The 13,353-nt window shown below is 62.8% G+C and carries 14 protein-coding genes and 1 tRNA gene; 11 read left to right on the top strand and 4 right to left on the bottom strand.

Translation table 11 applies throughout. The annotated features are described in order from the left end of the window. Positions 1-75 precede the first annotated feature (75 nt). Positions 76-1,548 carry an aldehyde dehydrogenase family protein gene (locus ACLV8F_RS18060; protein ID WP_411885584.1) on the top strand — a complete coding sequence of 491 codons (1,473 nt, stop codon included), beginning with the start codon at positions 76-78 and terminating at the stop codon, positions 1,546-1,548. 221 nt (positions 1,549-1,769) lie between these two features. Here ACLV8F_RS18060 and ACLV8F_RS18055 read toward each other — a convergent pair whose 3' ends face one another. After that, complete coding sequence (locus ACLV8F_RS18055; protein ID WP_411885583.1) at positions 1,770-2,639, bottom strand: pirin family protein; 870 nt, start codon at positions 2,637-2,639, stop codon at positions 1,770-1,772. Positions 2,640-2,890: 251 nt separating this feature from the next. Beyond that, positions 2,891-3,511 (bottom strand): TetR/AcrR family transcriptional regulator, encoded by a 621-nt coding sequence (locus ACLV8F_RS18050; protein WP_411885582.1) that lies wholly within the window; start codon positions 3,509-3,511, stop codon positions 2,891-2,893. Positions 3,512-3,635: 124 nt separating this feature from the next. Here ACLV8F_RS18050 and ACLV8F_RS18045 point away from each other — a divergent pair, with 124 nt between their 5' ends. From ACLV8F_RS18045 to ACLV8F_RS18005, 9 genes are read left to right on the top strand one after another with little or no spacing between them, the layout of a single operon-like run. After that, positions 3,636-4,934: an NAD(P)/FAD-dependent oxidoreductase gene (locus tag ACLV8F_RS18045; RefSeq protein ID WP_411885612.1), complete on the top strand. Its 1,299-nt coding sequence runs from the start codon at positions 3,636-3,638 to the stop codon at positions 4,932-4,934. Then, a complete protein-coding gene (locus ACLV8F_RS18040; protein WP_411885581.1) occupies positions 4,931-5,749 on the top strand; it encodes a DUF1365 domain-containing protein in 819 nt (272 codons plus the stop codon). Before ACLV8F_RS18045 ends, ACLV8F_RS18040 begins: the two co-directional genes overlap by 4 nt. A 40-nt stretch (positions 5,750-5,789) precedes the next feature. Then, complete coding sequence (locus ACLV8F_RS18035; RefSeq protein WP_411885580.1) at positions 5,790-7,046, top strand: class I SAM-dependent methyltransferase; 1,257 nt, start codon at positions 5,790-5,792, stop codon at positions 7,044-7,046. Then, the gene (locus ACLV8F_RS18030; RefSeq protein WP_411885579.1) at positions 7,043-7,642 is read left to right on the top strand and encodes a chalcone isomerase family protein; all 600 of its coding nucleotides are present in this window, start codon (positions 7,043-7,045) and stop codon (positions 7,640-7,642) included. The genes ACLV8F_RS18035 and ACLV8F_RS18030 overlap by 4 nt, the downstream gene beginning before the upstream one ends. Beyond that, positions 7,639-8,946, top strand: coding sequence for an MFS transporter (locus ACLV8F_RS18025; RefSeq protein WP_411885578.1), 1,308 nt, complete (start codon positions 7,639-7,641; stop codon positions 8,944-8,946). The genes ACLV8F_RS18030 and ACLV8F_RS18025 overlap by 4 nt, the downstream gene beginning before the upstream one ends. Then, the gene (locus ACLV8F_RS18020) at positions 8,943-9,494 is read left to right on the top strand and encodes a DUF3833 domain-containing protein (protein WP_411885577.1); all 552 of its coding nucleotides are present in this window, start codon (positions 8,943-8,945) and stop codon (positions 9,492-9,494) included. Before ACLV8F_RS18025 ends, ACLV8F_RS18020 begins: the two co-directional genes overlap by 4 nt. Before the next feature lie 6 nt (positions 9,495-9,500). After that, on the top strand, positions 9,501-10,280 hold the full coding sequence (locus ACLV8F_RS18015; protein ID WP_411885576.1) for an SDR family NAD(P)-dependent oxidoreductase: 780 nt from the start codon (positions 9,501-9,503) through the stop codon (positions 10,278-10,280). A gap of 7 nt (positions 10,281-10,287) precedes the next feature. Beyond that, positions 10,288-10,725: a nuclear transport factor 2 family protein gene (locus tag ACLV8F_RS18010; RefSeq protein ID WP_411885575.1), complete on the top strand. Its 438-nt coding sequence runs from the start codon at positions 10,288-10,290 to the stop codon at positions 10,723-10,725. Positions 10,726-10,756: 31 nt separating this feature from the next. Then, positions 10,757-10,948, top strand: coding sequence for a hypothetical protein (locus ACLV8F_RS18005; RefSeq protein WP_411885574.1), 192 nt, complete (start codon positions 10,757-10,759; stop codon positions 10,946-10,948). A gap of 85 nt (positions 10,949-11,033) precedes the next feature. Here ACLV8F_RS18005 and ACLV8F_RS18000 read toward each other — a convergent pair whose 3' ends face one another. Beyond that, entirely contained in the window at positions 11,034-12,425 is a 1,392-nt protein-coding gene (locus ACLV8F_RS18000; RefSeq protein ID WP_411885573.1) for a hypothetical protein, read from the bottom strand. 182 nt (positions 12,426-12,607) lie between these two features. Here ACLV8F_RS18000 and ACLV8F_RS17995 point away from each other — a divergent pair, with 182 nt between their 5' ends. Then, positions 12,608-12,880: a hypothetical protein gene (locus ACLV8F_RS17995; RefSeq protein WP_411885572.1), complete on the top strand. Its 273-nt coding sequence runs from the start codon at positions 12,608-12,610 to the stop codon at positions 12,878-12,880. Between the two features lie 344 nt (positions 12,881-13,224). On the opposite strand, the gene ACLV8F_RS17990 is transcribed toward ACLV8F_RS17995, so the two are convergent. Then, positions 13,225-13,298: transfer RNA gene (locus tag ACLV8F_RS17990), tRNA-Gly, on the bottom strand. Positions 13,299-13,353 lie beyond the last annotated feature (55 nt).

Genomic DNA, 13,353 nt, shown 5'->3' with positions numbered 1-13,353 from the left:
CCTGCCCTCTCCCAGGGGGAGAGGGAGTAAGCCCGAAGAAGAATTGAATATCCGAAAGCATCAAAGGACACAAACATGCGCGCACACGAAATCCCCGCCGGCGTCTTGCCGACCCAACGCGGCCTCTACTACGGCGGCGCCTGGCACGCCCCCAAGGCCGGCGGCAAAGCCGAGACCTTTAACCCGACTTACAACGAAGCCATCACCACGGCCCCCATCGCCGATGCGGACGACGTGGACGCCGCCGTGCAGGCCGCGCATGCGGCTTTCCCGGCCTGGGCCGCCACGCCGCCGGTGGAGCGCGGGCGTTACCTGCGCAAAGCCGCAGCCGTGCTGCGCGAGCATGCCAAGCCGCTCGCGCTGCTGGACTCGCTGAACAACGGTAATCCGGTCTCGGCGCTGGCCATGGACGCGGGTTTTGCCGCCGACTGCCTCGACTATTTCGCGGGCCTGGCCACCGAGATCAAGGGCGAGACCATCCCCATGGGCGACGGCAACTTCAACTACACCATCCAGGAGCCGCTGGGCGTGATCGCCCGCATCGTGGCCTACAACCACCCCTTCATGTTCGCCGCCGCGCGCCTGGCCGCGCCGCTGGCCGCCGGCAACACCGTGGTCATCAAGTCGCCCGACCAGGCGCCGCTGTCCATCCTGCGGCTGGCTGAACTCGTGGGCGACATCTTCCCGCCCGGCGTCGCCAACTTTCTGTGCGGCGGCCGCGAGTGCGGCGACGCCATGGGCAAACACCCGCTGGTGCGCAAGATCACGCTGATAGGCGGCGTGCCCACCGGCAAGGCCGTCATGAAGACCGCGTCCGACAACCTCAAACCCGTGCTGCTGGAGCTGGGCGGCAAGAACGCGCTGATCGGCTACCCCGACGCCGACATCGACAAGCTCGTCAACGGCATCATAGGCGGCATGAACTTCACCTGGTCGGGCCAGAGCTGCGGCTCCACCAGCCGTGTCTTCCTGCACGAGTCCATCCACGACCAGGTGCTGGAAAAAGTCGTCAAGCTGCTGCCCGAGCGCCACAAGCCCGGCATCCCGACCGACCCCAAAACCACCATGGGTTCGCTGGTCAGCCGCGCGCAGCTCGAGAAGGTGCAGGGCTACGTCGCCAAGGGCCTGGAGGACGGCGGCCGCCTGGTGTGCGGCGGCAAGCAGCCGACGGACGCGGCGCTCAAGGACGGCTTCTTCTACGAAGCCACCGTGTTCGCCGACATGAAGCCGCACATGCGCCTGGCGCAGGAAGAGGTCTTCGGCCCCATCATGTCGGTGTTCCGCTGGAGCGACGAAGACACGCTGTTCGAGCAGGTCAACGGCGTGGATTTCGGCCTCACCGGCTCGATCTGGACGCAAAACATCAACACCGCGCACCGCGCCGCCAAACGCATCCAGACAGGCTATGTCTGGATCAACAACTCCAGCCAGCACTTTATGGGCGCGCCTTTCGGCGGCGTCAAACAATCGGGCATTGGGCGCGAGGAGTGTTTTACCGAGCTGCTGGAGTTCACCTACACCAAGAACGTGAACCTGAAGTTCGGTTGAGGCGTGAAGGCCGAGGGACACGCGCCGTAGGTGTCTTTATCCGCGTCAATCTGTGGAGTTGGAGAGGTTATCGGCAGATGACGCAGATTTACACAGATTGAAGAGAAGGTATTTTTACGCAAGGCTTTGCCCTGTCGCCACACGTTGGCTGCACGACTTCCATCGTGATTGCCTTTATCTGCGTAAATCTGCGTCATCTGCGGATATCAGTTCTGCGGATATCAGTTCTGCGGCATGTGGCCGAAACGCCCGGCGTTGAAATCCTTCATCGCCTGCACGATTTCCTCGCGGGTGTTCATCACGAAGGGACCATGGCCCACGATGGGCTCATCGATCGGCTCGCCGCTGAGCAGCAGCAGCGTGGCATCGCCGTTGGCTTCAATCTGCAGCGCCTCGCCTTCGCGATCCAGCAGCGCCATCTGCGCTTCGCGCACCACCTCCTGGCCGTTGACCTGCACCGTGCCGTGCAGCACCACGAGGGCGGCCGTGCGGCCTTCGGGAATCGTCAGCACCACCGTCTTGCCTTCGCGCAGCCGCATGTCCCACACGTCGATTGGCGTGAAGGTGTGCGCCGGCCCCTTGTGGCCTTCGTAGTCGCCCGTGATCACGCGCACCGTGCCCGCGCCGTCCGGCAGGTCCACCTGCGGGATGTCTTTTTCCAGGATGCCCTGGTAGCCCGGTGCCGCCATCTTGTCTTTGGCCGGCAGGTTGACCCACAGCTGCACCATTTCAAACGGCCCGCCCGTGCGCGTGAACTCGCGTGAATGAAATTCCTCATGCAGGATGCCGGACGCCGCCGTCATCCACTGCACGTCGCCCGGGCCTATCACGCCGCCGTTGCCGGTCGAGTCGCGGTGCTCCACCTCGCCCTTGTAGACGATGGTCACGGTCTCAAAACCGCGGTGCGGGTGCTGGCCCACGCCGCGCGGCGTCTCGGCCGGCTCGAACTGCGCCGGGCCGGCGTAGTCCAGCAGCAAGAAGGGACTCACGTGCGATCCCAGCGTGTCATAGGTGAACAGCGAGCGCACCGGAAAGCCGTCGCCCACCCAGTGGCCGTGCGGGTTGCTGTAAATGCCCAGAACTTTTTTCATCGCGTGTTTCTCCAGTTTCCTGTGTGAGGCACGGCAAGAACCGGGCCAGACAGGGCAGATGGGGCCAAACAGGCGCCCGCATTAGGGGCCGAAACCGCATGTCTGCGTTCTGTTTTTAGAACAATTAAGAGGCAAGCGCAGGGCGCTGAAGAATGCCCCGCCAAAGCGCGGGGCGGGACGGCCGCGGGCTGAAAAACAAAAGGCCTCGTGAGAGGCCTGTTATTTGGGAGCCGGAACGCGTGACGAGAACATCACCTGGCTTCAAGACCCTCAAAGCACGTGCTGAGCACCAGGGCGATGATTTCATCGTTGGTATAGAGCTCGCCCATTTTCAGGAACTCCAGCACCGGATCGCAGGCGCGGGCGTACAAGGTGTACAGCACCGCAATCGACGGCAGCTTGGGGTTCAGCGCGCCTTGCGCCTGCGCCGCCTCAATCCAGGCACCAAGGCGGTCGCTCACGTCCATGAGCCCGTCCATGTAGTCCTTGTTGGCGATCAGCGCGGTGCGCAGGCTGGAGTTCTGGCTGGGCAGGGAGGGCATTTCACCCGCCAGCTTCAGGCCCATGGTCCAGGCCACCACCTTGCGCAGCTTATCCACCGCGGACAAATCAGGGTGCAAGGCGTCCAGAAAAGCCTGCGCACGGCGCATGACGAACACCATGGCGGCAGCGGCCAGGTCTTCCTTGCTGGGGAAGTGTTTGTAAAGGCTGGCTTTGGCAATGCCCACGTCGGCCGCCACTTCGTCCACCGTCATGGCTTCAAAGCCTTTTTCAGCCAGCAGACGGTTCACCGACTGGATGATGGCGTCCTCACGCGCCAGCAGCATCTGTGCCTTGAAGGAAACCTTGGGGGGAGCGGTAGTGGTGGTCATCGCCTGATTTTAGCCAGTTTGGTTCGTAAAAAGAATTATGAGGAAATATTAATACTGATTGGTTTTTATAAATACTGAGTGGTATAGAATTGGCCCAAGCAATTCAAGGAGTGCTGGGGTGTCGATCAAAGTAGCCATCGTGGGTTCGGGTATTTCAGGCCTGGCGGCCGCCCATGCCCTCCGCGGCAAGGCGGAGGTCACGCTGCTGGAGGCCGGCGGCTATTTCGGCGGCCACACCCACACCGTCGACGTGACGCTCCCCACGCCGCGCGGCGACGTCACCCACGGGGTGGATACCGGGTTTCTGGTCCTCAACGAGCGCACCTACCCGCAGCTGATCAAGCTCCTGGCGGAACTGGGCGTGGCAAGCGTCAAATCCGAGATGTCGTTTTCCGTGCGCGCGAATGATGCCGCCAACGGCCACCCGGTCGAGTGGAGCGGCTCCAGCCTGAACACGGTGTTTGCGCAACGCAGCAACCTTTTGAACCCGCGCTTTTGGGGCATGTTGCGCGACCTGCGGCGCTTTAACGCCCTGGCTACCGGCCTGGCCCAAAGCGGAACCGATGCGCAACTGGGTCAGCCGCTCGGAAAGTTCCTGGACGAGCAAGGCTTCGGCACCGAGTTTCGCGACTGGTACTTCCTGCCCATGATGGCCTGCATCTGGAGCTGCCCGACCGCGCAGATGCTGCAGTTCCCGGTCTCGACCATGGTGCGCTTTTGCCACAACCACGGCCTGCTGCAAATCACCAACCGCCCGCAGTGGTGGACGGTGCAGGGCGGCGCCCGGCACTATGTCGAAAAAATCATCGCCGGCATTGCCGACAAGCGGCTGAACACCCCCGTGCGCAGCATTGACCACGTGAACACCACGCCGGATGGCAAAGGCGGCGTGCGCATCTACACCGATGCAGGCGCCGAGCTGTTTGACAAGGTCATCATCGCCACCCATTCCGACCAGGCCCTGCAGATGCTGGCCGCGCCCACGGCGTGGGAGCGTGACACCCTGGGCGCCATTTATTACCAGTCCAACAAGGCCGTGCTGCACACCGATGCTTCGGTTCTGCCGGCGCGCAAGGCGGCCTGGGCGGCGTGGAACTATGAGCGCGCGGCGGCGCCGGGGCAGGAGGGCGCGCGCGTGTGCCTGCACTACCTGATCAACCGCTTGCAGCCCTTGCCCTGGGAGCAGCCGGTGATCGTGTCCCTGAACCCGGTGCGCCCCATCGCACAGGGCAAAATCATCGGCGAGTACGACTATGCCCACCCGGTGTTTGATGCGGTCGCCGTGGCCGCGCAGCAGTGCATGCCGGCACTGCAAGGCAAACACCATCGCTACTTTGCCGGCGCGTGGATGGGCTACGGCTTCCATGAAGACGGCCTCAAGGCCGGGCTGGCTGCGGCCGCGCAGTTGCTGGCGGACACATGAAGCCGCCCGTGCCGCTCATCGGTTTCGGCCAGGTGCGCCACACCCGGCTGCGCCCGCGGCGCCACGCGTTTGCCTACCCCGGCTACTTCCTGATGCTGCCGCTGCGCAGCCTGCACAGGCAGGCGCCCCAGCCCGGCCAGTGGGACATCAACCGCGGCGGCGCGCTGAGTTTTTTCGAAACCGACCATGGCGACGGGCGCGCGCCGGAGCAGGGCGGCGCCATCGCCTGGCTGGACGAAGTGCTGCGGCGCGAAGGCATCCATGACGCGACCGGCGAAGCCTGGCTGCAGACCTTTCCGCGCGTGCTGGGCTACACCTTCAAGCCGGTGAGCTTCTGGTATTGCCACCGCGCGGCAAACGACCAGGACGGCTGCCTGCGCGCCATCGTGGTGGAAGTCAACAACACCTTTGGCGAGCGGCACTGCTATGTGCTGGACGCGCCCCGCTATGGCGTGGAGCAGCGCGCCGACAAGGTGTTTCATGTCTCGCCCTTCAACCCGGTGCAGGGCCACTACCGCTTTCGCTTCATGCGCAGCGAACACGGTGAACACGGCGAACAGGGTGGGCAGGCGCGCACCGTGGCCCGTGTGGATTTTTACGACGACATCGTCGCCGACGCCGCCGTATTAAAAACCAGCCTCAGCGGCACGCTGCAGCCCATCACCACCGCCGCGCTGCGCCGCGCCGTGTGGCGCTACCCCGCGATGACGCTGGCCGCGGTGCTGCGCATCCATGCCCAGGCGCTGCGCCTGTGGCTCAAAAAAGTGCCTTTCTTCCGCAAGCCCGCGCCGCCGCAATCCTTTGTCTCGCGCTAGAGGCACGCCCCGCGCCCACGCCCCATTTCAGGAGATACCCATGAACGCCGCCACCCGCACCGCCCCAAGCCTGGGCTTTCCACAGGATGCGCCGCCGGCCGCCCGAAGCGCGCTGCGCCTGCTGCAAAAGCTGCGCCACGGCGCGCTGACCCTGCACCTGCCCGACGGCTCGCAGCGCCGCTTTGGCGAGCACCAGCCCAGGCACCCCGGCGCCAGCATGACGCTGCACAACTGGAACGTGTTCGGCGCCGCGCTCAAGTCCGGCGACATCGGTTTTGCCGAGAGCTACATCGCCGGGGACTGGAGCACGCCCAACCTGACCGAGCTGCTCAAAATATTTTCCGCCAACCGCCGCGAGATCGACGCCATGGTCTTCGGCACCTGGTTCGGCCGGCTGCTGTACCGCGTCAAGCACCTGCTGCACCACAACAGCCGCGCCAACAGCCGCAAGAACATCCACGCCCACTACGACCTGGGCAACGCGTTCTACCGCCTGTGGCTGGACGAGACCATGAACTACTCCAGCGCCTGGTTCGACGGCGACCTGTCCCGCCCCTTGCCCGAGGCGCAAAACGCCAAGGTGCGCCGCGCGCTGGACATGGCCGGTGTGAAGCGCGGCGACCGCGTGCTGGAAATCGGCTGCGGCTGGGGCGCGCTGGCCGAGCAGGCCGCCGCCGAACGCGGCGCGGCCGTGGTCGGCGTGACGCTGAGCACCGAGCAACTGGCCTACGCGAATGAGCGCATGCAGCGCCTGGGCGTGAGCACCGGCACGGGCGGCAGCGCCGACCTGCGCCTGCAGGACTACCGCGACATCCCGGATGCGCCGTTTGACGCGATCTGCTCCATCGAGATGGTGGAAGCCGTGGGCCAGGCCTATTGGCCCACCTACTTCGCCACCGTGAGCCGCCTGCTCAAGCCCGGCGGGCGCGCCTGCCTGCAAAGCATCGTGATCGCCGACGCGCTGTTTGAGCGTTATGCCGCGTCGACCGACTTCATCCAGCAGTACATCTTCCCCGGCGGCTGCCTGCCTTGCCCGCGGGAGTTCCGCCGCCAGGCCCAGGCCGCGGGGCTGGAGGTGGTGGACGAATTCGCCTTCGGCACGGATTACGCCGAGACGCTGCGCCGCTGGCGCGATGCCTTCACGGCGCGCACGGCCGAGGTGGCGGCGCTCGGCTTTGACGAGCGCTTTATGCGGATCTGGGCGTTTTACCTCGCCTACTGCGAGGCCGCCTTTGACACCGGTGACATCAACCTGATGCAGTACACCTTGCGCAAGCCCGCCGCTGCTCCGGTATGAAAGCCATCAAGAACGCGGCCGCCTGCGCGATAGTCGCGGCCGCCGCTTGCCTGCCTGGCGTGCCCGCCCAGGCCCAGTCCTTGCCGCAGGAACTGCGCCCCGCCTTGCCCGCGGCCAGCCTGTCGGGCCAGGCCAAATTCACCTACTGGGGCTTTGAGGTCTACCAGGCCACCCTCTGGGTCGCCCCCGGCTTTGCCGCGCCGGCCTATGAACAAAGCCCGTTTGCCCTGGAGCTGGCCTACCTGCGCGACTTCAAGGGCGCGGACATCGCCAAACGGTCCATCGCCGAGATGCGCCGCCAGTCGCCCATCACCCCCCTCACTCCCGTGACCCCGGCACAGGAAGCCGCCTGGGAAACCCAGATGCGAGCGCTGTTCCCCGACGTCGGCAACGGCGACCGCATCACCGGCGTGAACCAGCCCGCCACCGGCGCGGTGTTCTGGAGCAACGGCCGCCTGCTCGGCGAGGTGCGCGACCCGCTGTTTGCCAAACTCTTTTTCGGCATCTGGCTGTCCCCGCAAACCTCCGAGCCGCCCCTGCGCCGCGCGCTGCTCGCGCAGGAAAAACCACAGTCCTCGTCAGGCACCGCACCATGAGTTCCCACATGGCGGCGCAAATCGAAGCGGCACCGCAAGGCTGGAGTGCGGGCGACGGCCTGCGCTACGGCCTGCTGGGTTTGCCGCTGGCGTTTTGCGCGCTGCCGCTGTATGTGCTGATGCCCAACCTGTATGCGCGCCAGTGGGGTGTTCCGCTGGCCGCTTTGGGCGCCGTGCTGCTGGGCGCCCGCCTGCTTGACGCGGTCATAGACCCGCTGCTGGGCCGTTTGTGCGATCGCCTGTATGCCACCTCGTTGCGCGCGGTGCTGGCCATGGGCGCGCTGGCCGCGGCCGTGTTGGCCACGGGATTTTCTTTTTTGTTTGTGCCGCTGGTGCATGGGCCCACCGCGCTGCTCTGGTGGGCAGCGGTTTGCCTGGTCGTGACCTATGCGGCCTACAGCGCCTTGTCGATCGCGCACCAGTCCTGGGGCGCCATGCTGGGCGGCGACGCGCTGTACCGCAGCCGCGTCGTGGCCTGGCGCGAAGGGCTGGGCCTGGTGGGGGTGCTGCTCGCGTCGGTCACACCGGCGCTGCTGGGTGTGCCCGCCATGCTGGCCCTGCTGCTCGCCGGCCTGGCCGGCGGCTGGTGGGCCTGGCGCGCAGCGCCCCAGCCCGTGCGCCACCCGCATGCGGCCGCTCCCGCCGCAGCCGGCGCGCTCTGGCACCCGCTGCGCAACCCCGGCTTTCGCCGCCTTCTGGGCGTGTACCTGCTCAACGGCATTGCCAGTGCCATCCCGGCGACGCTGGTGCTGTTTTTCCTGCAAGACCGTTTGCAGGCCAGCGAGGCCATGCAGTCCGCCGCGCTGGGAATCTACTTTGCGTGCGGTGCGCTGTCCATGCCGCTGTGGCTGCGCCTGGTAGGGCGCCTCGGGCTGGCGCACAGCTGGCGCGCCGGGATGCTGTTGTCGATTGCGGTTTTTCTGGGCGCGAGCCAGCTCGGCGCGGGCGACGCCCCCTGGTTTTTGCTGGTGTGCGCGCTGTCGGGTGCGGCTTTGGGCAGCGACCTGGCTATTCCCGGCGCACTGCTGGCCGGCCTCATCGCCAGGGCCGGTGACCGCGGCCGTGCCGAAGGGGCTTACTTCGGCTGGTGGAACTTCGCCACCAAGCTCAACCTGGCGCTGGCCGCCGGCCTGGCCCTGCCTTTGCTGGGCTGGCTGGGTTATGTGCCCGGCGCGCGCGATGCCGGCGCGTCCAGCGTGCTCACCGCCGCCTACTGCCTGCTGCCCTGCGCGCTCAAAGCCCTGGCGGCCGGCGCACTCCAGATTTTCATCATCCAACCGACGGCCCAGCCGCACACACCATGAAACAACAACGCACTTTTTTCGGCCGCTCACTGCTTCTTGCTGCCGTGGTCTCGGCCGCATTGCTGGGCGCGTGCAGCACGCCGCAAGTGCAGGACTACGCCAAAGAAACCCCGGTGCTGGAACTGCGCGACTACTTCAACGGCACGCTCGACGCCTACGGCATCTTCACCGACCGCTCGGGCAAGGTGGTCAAGCGCTTTACCGTGGTCATGACATGCACCTGGAAGGGCGACGCCGGCGTGCTCGACGAAGCCTTCACCTACTCTGACGGCAGCACCCAGCGGCGCATCTGGCGCCTGACGCGCCACGCCGACGGCCGCTACACCGGCCAGGCTGACGACGTGGTGGGCACCGCCGAGGGCCGGCAAAGCGGCAACGCCTTCAACTGGGCCTACACCCTGGCCCTGCCGGTGGACGGCCGGGTCATCAACGTGCAGTTTGACGACTGGATGTACCTCATGAACGACAAGGTCATGCTTAACAAGGCCGCCATGCGCAAGTGGGGCGTGGGCCTGGGCGAAGTGACGCTCTCCTTCACCAAACGATAGAACGCCATGGCACTCAACTCTCGCATGCAAGACTGGCGCGGCCGCACGGTCTGGCTGGTGGGCGCGTCCACCGGCATAGGCCGGGCCACCGCATCGGCGCTGCACGCCCAGGGCGCGAAGGTCGTGGTGTCGGCCCGCAACGCGGATGCGCTCAGCGCCTTCGTCGACACGCACCCCGGCGCCCTGGCCCTGCCGCTGGACGTGACCGACGCGCGCGCGGTCAAGGCCGCGGCAGCAGGCCTGGCCGCGCAGGGCGCGCTGGATTGCGTGCTGTACTGCGCAGGCCACTACCACGCCATGGACGCCCTGCACATCGACCTGGGCGACCTCGTGCGCCACAACGAAGTGAATTACCTCGGCGCGCTTTACCTGCTCGATGCGGTCGTGCCGCACCTGCTGGCGCGGCCGCTGGGCCAGCGCGGCCACATCAGCCTCATGGGCAGCGTGGCGGGCTACCGCGGCCTGCCCAACAGCCTGGCCTACGGCCCCACCAAGGCCGCGCTCATCAACCTGGCCGAAACCCTGTACCTGGACCTGCACGCCCAGGGCGTGGGTGTGTCGCTGATCAACCCCGGCTTTGTCAACACACCTCTGACGCAACAGAACCAGTTCAAAATGCCCGCCCTGATCACCCCCGAACAGGCGGCGCGTGAAATACTGAAAGGCTGGGCGCGCGGGGAGTTTGAAATCCACTTTCCCAAACGCTTTACCCGCTGGATGAAAGCCCTGCGGCTTTTGCCTTACCCTCTATTTTTCGCGGCGACCCGCCGCCTCAGGCAAGCCTAGACAATCCATGAACTCCACCCCATCCGCTGTCGACCGCATTGCAAACACCTTCCAGCTCCTCACGCCCGCCGGCGTGGAAACGCTGGGCGCCATCTACGCCCCCGACGCGCGCTTCAAGGACCCGTTCAACGACGTGCAAGGCCTGGCCGCGATCCAGCACGTTTTTCGCCACATGTACGAGAGCCTGGAGAACCCGCGTTTCGTCGTCACAGGGCGCATCGTGCAAGACGCGCAATGCTTCCTGACCTGGGAGTTCCACTTCGCCTTCAAAAGTTTCCAGCAGGGAAGGGCGCAGCGCATCCTGGGCGGCTCGCACCTGGTGCTGGACGGCGAAGGCCGCATCACGCTGCACCGCGATTACTGGGATGCGGCTGAAGAGCTGTATGAAAAGCTGCCTGTGGTCGGTAGCTTGATGAGATGGTTGAAGCGGCGCGGGAATTCGTGAGCCCGATAAGGGGATAACGGACTGGCGCATCATGAGCCAGCCCGGTCACATCGAGCTGCGACGGGACTTGGTCAAAAACTGCGACCGCTATATGGTCCGTTTCGCGGACATCGCCGCCAGCCGCCTGCATGAATGCTCTGGGGACGGCATGAGCGCGATGGGCTCGGCCGTGAAAAAGGCCTCACGAGAGGCCTTGCATTTGTCCGGGTTTTCGCCGGAGTAGCTAGCGAGTGGAGGTACACCCTCTCGCCGTGATTTTTATTAGAAATAAAAAGGGGCATATAAGCCCCTTAATTTTCTCCGTAAGGTCAGTTTAAAAGTCGACGTTGACGCCGTGCAGGTGAGGTGCTTGGAGCTAGCAAGAGTTCTGTGCTGAATGCATCAAGCACCAATGTGTAGGCGCCGTTGGCTTTCCCGACCTTCTGCGGATCTGCTCGGTATGCGTCAAGCACGACACGATATTTCCCGACGATGGCTTCCAAATGATCGTCTAAGAACTCTACTGGATCATGGCTCCACCCCACGGTGCCATCCTCTTTGATGGTCATCAAAGCGCGTAGTCCGTAAACCAACGGCATTATTAGGCCATCCGGGTAACTGTACTGCACCTCTTGATCGGTGAAATACGTAGTGGGCTTCGAATGCATGTTTGACGCCATCTTCACCACCCCTACCTTCCCAAACTTGCCATCATTTTTGTTGTAAGCCAAAGGGAAATCCGTGTAAATCTTGTCGTAAAGCTCTGGTATTTCTGCCGCCAGCTTCAAGGCGCTCCGTACTGCCTGGTTATGCACAGCACGCGTGTATTCGCCATCGGTGGGATGCGAAACGGCTTCATCACTCATCAATTCGTCAAATAGCTTTGCACATTCACCTTTGTTTCGATAGATGTTCTGTGGGGGAATTTCGGGAATGTAATCTTCGTCGATTAATGACAGCGGTATCCAGGCGAGCGCGATCAAATCGCGTGCCTTTATCTCTCCTCCATCATTTGTTTTCCATTCAACACGCATTGCTATCGCTTTCGGTAAAGCCTTTTGGAGGTCTTCAAAAAACCCCTTTTTATTAGCTTTTGTCTCTTGCGTTAACTGAACGTTGTTATTCCGCGCTGAGCAGATAGCTAGCAGGGAGGCATTGAAAGCGTCCATTGAGTCTTCGCTTTCCAAATCCGAGGGCACCAATATTTCAACAGGTACGAGGAAGTCAAGAGCGTTGCTGTCGTATTCATCTTCGGTTTCCTTAACCCGGCGGAGGGCTTCTATTTCCTCTCGATGCTCTTGCCATTGCTCCTTAAAGTCGGCCCAGCGACGGATCTTCTTTTTGATGCCCTCACCAACCGCGTGCATCAGGATGTGTGTACCAATTGCCAGGGTGTTGTGGCCGCCATCTAGAACGCCTTCGATTCGAGTGTTTTCGAACACCAATCGATACCGATTCCGCTGTAGTTTCTCGTAGCTCGATGCACCAACAAGAATTCCCTTCGTCTTAAAGACAAAGATGTCAGGGGTGTGTTCAATGCTCTCAAGAATGTCTTCAGTCACAGGGCCGCTCTTTGCTGACCGTGGATTTGCTTCCAAATCGGCGGCATCGAAAAGCTGCAGCAACTCGCGTGCATTGACGAAGCCAATGATACGCAAGACAGGATAAGCGGCTTGTTCAGCCACTGACTCAAAACGCACTATTACGCTTGTGGGATTCATTTTCCGGAACTCCAAGTAATGGGTCCGGCTCTGGAAGAAGGTCGGGCACGAAAGGTGATACCAACCAAGGTCGCCGTCCGGCAACTTAAACATCCAGAACCTTAACCAGGTTCATAAAACAGCCTCTAATCCAAGAGGCTGGGGATCAATATAGCAGCCTAAATTGAATTTAGCAACGGATCATGCTAAAACATTCAATTTTCGGAGAAGTTATGCAAGTCGATGGCTATATCTCAAAAGGCTACGGCCTTGTTGTGCCTACAGGCACTGACCTTTTAGCTTTAACAGGCGATCCCGCGAGAGCCGTGCAGAAGCTCCAGCCATGGACCAAAAACAAAACCAATGTCGCGTTAACCACAATTGCAGTTGGGGAACTTCTGGTCTTTTTGGAAAGACAGATCTTGGCGGAAGGTGCGGGCTTAATAAAGCAGACGGTTTCATTTACGGAAATTTAGCAGCGAGCTTGCTGCGAATAATGATGCGCTCTTGATGATCGGTTTGTCACGCTGATCGAGCGTTGAATCAAAACCATAGTGGACATTGCCGTCGCATTTTGGGATGTCCTACGTTGCTTCTGCACGTAGTCATTTCCAATCTCTATTAATAGATTTAAAACACGAAGGCTCGCCTGGCTTTCTGCGGTCTGCGGAGCTTTAAAGGAGATTTGTCGGATGCCTTGGGGCGCTGCAAGTAAGCATACGGCGTTCGTGGTGCCGATAAATGCAGCCTTGTCTTTCCACCATGTGGTGCTGTGGTGGTGGGGCCTCTGCATATGTAAGAGGCAGTCCATTAGAGCGTGTGGAGCGGGTGAAGGGAATCGAACCCTCGTATGAAGCTTGGGAAGCTGCCGTTCTGCCATTGAACTACACCCGCGTTTGCGTGGCTGCTGACGAACCACTTTAGCGCTGAAGCCACTAGTACCAGGCTC

Source organism: Polaromonas sp. YR568, from assembly GCF_943369675.1.
GTDB lineage: Bacteria > Pseudomonadota > Gammaproteobacteria > Burkholderiales > Burkholderiaceae_C > Polaromonas.
This window is presented reverse-complemented; position numbering and strand designations above follow the sequence as displayed.

What these genes read in the sequence shown, in the direction of transcription:
- ACLV8F_RS17995 (WP_411885572.1), top strand. Translation starts at nt 12,608, where the DNA reads ATGCTAAAACATTCAATTTTCGGAGAAGTTATGCAAGTCGATGGCTAT.
- ACLV8F_RS18040 (WP_411885581.1), top strand. Translation starts at nt 4,931, where the DNA reads ATGAAGCCGCCCGTGCCGCTCATCGGTTTCGGCCAGGTGCGCCACACC.
- ACLV8F_RS18035 (WP_411885580.1), top strand. Translation starts at nt 5,790, where the DNA reads ATGAACGCCGCCACCCGCACCGCCCCAAGCCTGGGCTTTCCACAGGAT.
- ACLV8F_RS18025 (WP_411885578.1), top strand. Translation starts at nt 7,639, where the DNA reads ATGAGTTCCCACATGGCGGCGCAAATCGAAGCGGCACCGCAAGGCTGG.
- ACLV8F_RS18030 (WP_411885579.1), top strand. Translation starts at nt 7,043, where the DNA reads ATGAAAGCCATCAAGAACGCGGCCGCCTGCGCGATAGTCGCGGCCGCC.
- ACLV8F_RS18020 (WP_411885577.1), top strand. Translation starts at nt 8,943, where the DNA reads ATGAAACAACAACGCACTTTTTTCGGCCGCTCACTGCTTCTTGCTGCC.
- ACLV8F_RS18000 (WP_411885573.1), bottom strand. Translation starts at nt 12,425, where the DNA reads ATGAATCCCACAAGCGTAATAGTGCGTTTTGAGTCAGTGGCTGAACAA.
- ACLV8F_RS18010 (WP_411885575.1), top strand. Translation starts at nt 10,288, where the DNA reads ATGAACTCCACCCCATCCGCTGTCGACCGCATTGCAAACACCTTCCAG.
- ACLV8F_RS18050 (WP_411885582.1), bottom strand. Translation starts at nt 3,511, where the DNA reads ATGACCACCACTACCGCTCCCCCCAAGGTTTCCTTCAAGGCACAGATG.
- ACLV8F_RS18015 (WP_411885576.1), top strand. Translation starts at nt 9,501, where the DNA reads ATGGCACTCAACTCTCGCATGCAAGACTGGCGCGGCCGCACGGTCTGG.
- ACLV8F_RS18005 (WP_411885574.1), top strand. Translation starts at nt 10,757, where the DNA reads ATGAGCCAGCCCGGTCACATCGAGCTGCGACGGGACTTGGTCAAAAAC.
- ACLV8F_RS18055 (WP_411885583.1), bottom strand. Translation starts at nt 2,639, where the DNA reads ATGAAAAAAGTTCTGGGCATTTACAGCAACCCGCACGGCCACTGGGTG.
- ACLV8F_RS18060 (WP_411885584.1), top strand. Translation starts at nt 76, where the DNA reads ATGCGCGCACACGAAATCCCCGCCGGCGTCTTGCCGACCCAACGCGGC.